The 3,557-nt window shown below is 36.1% G+C and carries 4 protein-coding genes; all 4 read right to left on the reverse strand.

Annotation, left to right across the window (positions count from 1 at the left end):
• Nucleotides 1-310 (reverse strand): P-loop NTPase fold protein (locus PVK71_RS20095; protein WP_274421098.1); only part of this gene is annotated, 310 nt, incomplete at its 3' end.
• Nucleotides 311-1,074: 764 nt separating this feature from the next.
• Entirely contained in the window at nucleotides 1,075-1,443 is a 369-nt protein-coding gene (locus tag PVK71_RS20100) for a hypothetical protein (RefSeq protein ID WP_105055990.1), read from the reverse strand.
• A gap of 781 nt (nucleotides 1,444-2,224) precedes the next feature.
• Nucleotides 2,225-2,800, reverse strand: coding sequence for a DUF2971 domain-containing protein (locus PVK71_RS20105; protein ID WP_274421097.1), 576 nt, complete (start codon nucleotides 2,798-2,800; stop codon nucleotides 2,225-2,227).
• 160 nt (nucleotides 2,801-2,960) lie between these two features.
• Nucleotides 2,961-3,413 (reverse strand): hypothetical protein, encoded by a 453-nt coding sequence (locus PVK71_RS20110; RefSeq protein WP_274421096.1) that lies wholly within the window; start codon nucleotides 3,411-3,413, stop codon nucleotides 2,961-2,963.
• Between the last annotated feature and the right edge of the window lie 144 nt (nucleotides 3,414-3,557).

The raw sequence follows: 3,557 nt of genomic DNA on the forward strand, positions 1-3,557 counted from the left end.
CTCCAATACCTCTTTCACCTAAATTAGTCGCAGCACCTTCCACTGCCTTAGATAAATACTTAGCAAAAACTGATGCTTCCTCTTTATCCGTTAGCGATAAAGAAATTACCTTATCTCTAAAATCATCAATATTAGAGATACCGTAAAGAGAAAATAAATAAACTTCAAGTCCAAACTTCTCTTTTAATTTTTCAATTAAATGATTATTTATAAAATATGTCTTACCACTTCCCCACGCACCATCGAGTAACATGGCTTGAGGAAATGAGGTATCTTCCAATAACTCAATTATTTGTTCTACTTGTTTCATTATATCACCGGATTTATTTGTGCGATTTAACGCTGGCATAACACGTTTATTACTATGCCAACCAACCTGAATTAACCGCCTTAATCACAAAACCCAAGGCAAACCCAGAACGCCGAGTGTAATAAATCGTGTTGATGCGATTGTTGTGCGTGCTTACTTTCGGCTTGGCCAACTTGGTAAAGAACTGCCCTGCCAAGATTTTCTAAGCCCTGATTCTAATTTACCGATGCCAATTAAGCGAACAAAATGTTCTTAAATTGCGAGATTAAGTGAATGGAAAACAGATACACTTTTTACGCCATTTGAACGGCTTGGTTTCAGCTAGTTTGGAACTAAAAAACCAAATATCCTCGCAACAACTGGGATTGAAAATGCTGCGAGGAAAACACGGATGCAGGCTAAAATGAGGCAACACCAAAGAACCATTGAAGCGTAAAAATGCCTCTGAAACGCCTGAATTTAGACCGACAATACTTAATTGCCGAACCTGATAATAACGGAAACCAAAAGGAAACAAAGAAGAAAGGAACGCTTACTAAGCCAAAACTACGAAAGCCGCGATCCTTTTGATGAACCGTGCAAAAAATTTCGGACTCAGTACGCACAACGCCTGCATAACACGTTTACTACCAAGCAATTATACTTAATATTGACGCCTTAAAACGAGAAACACCCGACAACCTGAGATGCCGAGTGTAGTAAATCGTGTTGATGCATTTGTTATATGCGAGCTCAGAGTGTAATTGCAATGGATTAATTTAGGACTATAGCTCTAAATTTGTACACATTTTTCCCCAAGCCATTTTAGCGAAGTCTTTTATCGCAATTCCTTTAGGCTCACCTTGTTGCTTGTACAATTGCCCAAACACAGCTTGAGACATACCAACAGAATAGCCCACCATGAAACCACGCTTAGTATTACTCAAATATTCACCGTTTGCATAAAAATCTAATTTTTCATACATATAATTCGTTATTTCATTACTAGCAGAGTCGTTATTAGTATAGGTTGCAGCGGCTGCACATAACGAGTGTTTAGACATTTGTTCATAGAACTCTTGCGTATTTTGCTTCGATAAAGCTTGAGCCCCAAATGAGGCTAATAATGTTGCGAGAAGCATAAAATATTTCATAGAAGTCACTTTTTTGTAATATTTAAACTAGAACCCATTATACAGAACAGCACTACTAATGCATGTGAATTTTACTCCAGCATATAACGCCTGCATAACACGTTTGCTACGATACAGACTTAGCTGAATTTTAACGCCTTAATCACTGAAACTAAAGGCAAACCGACAACGCCGAATGTAGCAAATCGTGTTGATGCATTTGTTACACGATCTTTGTCAACGCTTCGTTTTAATTGGTAAAGAACTGATTTACCGAGATTTACTGTAAACTGAGTTTAATTAGACTGGCTCAATTTAGCGAGCAAAATATCATTTCAACGGCAATAACTGTGAAACGAAACAATCCCTTTTTCTTACACCATTTGTACGATTTGGTTTCAGCAAGTTTTAAGCTGATAAACCAAATATCTTTACCACAATTGGGATTGAAAATGCTGAGAAGAAAACACTGATGCAGACTAAAATGAGGCAAGACCATGAACAATTGAAGCCTGAATTGGTTTCTGAAATCCATGAACTTTTGGCAATAATGCTCAATTGCCGAACCTGATGATAATGAAAACTAAAAGGAAACAAAGAAGAAGAAAAACCACCCTACTTTTACATCTAAAAATCGAATGGTTCTATCGCTGAACTGAGCCAAAAAACTGCTATCTTTAGTTCGTGTAACGCCTGCATAACACGTTTGCTACCATGCAGATTAGCCCAAATTTACCACTTAACACGGTAAACTCAAAGAAACCTAGAATGCCGAATGTAGCAAATCGTGTTGATGCAATTGTTATGTGCGTTGCTCAGTTTTAAACTGAATACCATCATGTGACAATTTAGTGAAAAGTTTTTCAAAAAATTTACGCTCTTCTGGTTCAACTCGACGGCCGAACACTACTTCTTTGATTTTTACATTCACAAACTTTTCATATTGCACGAAAACTCGATGCTCTTTTTCATAATCCCAAACCTCAAGCTTATGAGAAAGCACTCTTTTCGCAGCTTCCGCGGGTTCATTTTCAAATCGCTGTGTTAATTGGCTTAAACCGTCATACTCAATAGGCCTGATATCGTATAAATTACTATCAATTTCGACACCAATAGCAATACCATTATGCCCATTTGCATAGTGAGCCCACATCAAAGTATTGTCTGGAATTTCTGAAAGAGAAACAATTCCACACGCATCCTTCTCACCTTTTAAAGCTGATTTGAATTCAGAGCTCAGCCTACCGGAACGCTGAAAATAATGGCCTTCCATAGGATCGTTCATTGATGTATATGGTGCGGCATACAACCGATTATTCATAAAAATATCTATTAGGAACTTCAGGTTATCTAAACTTCTATATTTGTAGTAAATCATTTTTCCTCCTAGCACATAACGCCTGCATAACACGTTTGCTACTATGCAATTATACTTAAAATTGACGCCCTAAAACGAGAAACACCCGGCAACCTGAGATGCCGAGTGTAGTAAATCGTGTTGATGCATTTGTTATGCGAATATACTAACCTCGATATATTTAAGCACAATTTTCAGTTTTATTTTCAATGCTTGTTTTTTTACTTTTTAAAATTAAGTAAACAATAAAAATAAGAAGCAAACTATACATCCAACTAAAAATCACAGCTGAAAGCGTGATACTTAAAAAGAAAGTAGAAAAGTATCTAACTATAATTTTCTTTAGGGTCTGTAACTGTTTTGCTGAACGCCAAATACCTAAAAAAACACAAAAGGAATAGAATCCAACGGGGATTAAAACTGTTTTAAACGCTCCCAATGTCACTCCACCTTTTCCAGGATCCATTCCCATTTTATACTCAACATAAACAGCCGATATAGCAACTAAAATACCAACAACAAAAATACCAAAGAGCCAAAATGTTTTAGTGACACTTAATTGTCCTTTCGTCATTTTCGATTGATATATTGGAACAAAAAGTAACCCACAAATAATTGCAATAACAAATCCCATAATTACTCCAAAATGAGATAAATAACGTTAATATATAAACATTTATAATGTTTAAGTCCTAAGTATTTTACGTTACCGTACACAGTTGAACTAACTTATTTTTTAATAAAGAACGAAAGTTGTAGTTACGTCACAGAAATTCGC

It is taken from the genome of Aliivibrio sp. S4MY1, from assembly GCF_028765545.1.
Lineage (GTDB): Bacteria > Pseudomonadota > Gammaproteobacteria > Enterobacterales > Vibrionaceae > Aliivibrio.

Excerpts from the sequence above, each read along its gene's own strand:
- PVK71_RS20100 (WP_105055990.1), bottom strand. The coding sequence starts at position 1,443 with ATGAAATATTTTATGCTTCTCGCAACATTATTAGCCTCATTTGGGGCT.
- PVK71_RS20105 (WP_274421097.1), bottom strand. The coding sequence starts at position 2,800 with ATGATTTACTACAAATATAGAAGTTTAGATAACCTGAAGTTCCTAATA.
- PVK71_RS20110 (WP_274421096.1), bottom strand. The coding sequence starts at position 3,413 with ATGGGATTTGTTATTGCAATTATTTGTGGGTTACTTTTTGTTCCAATA.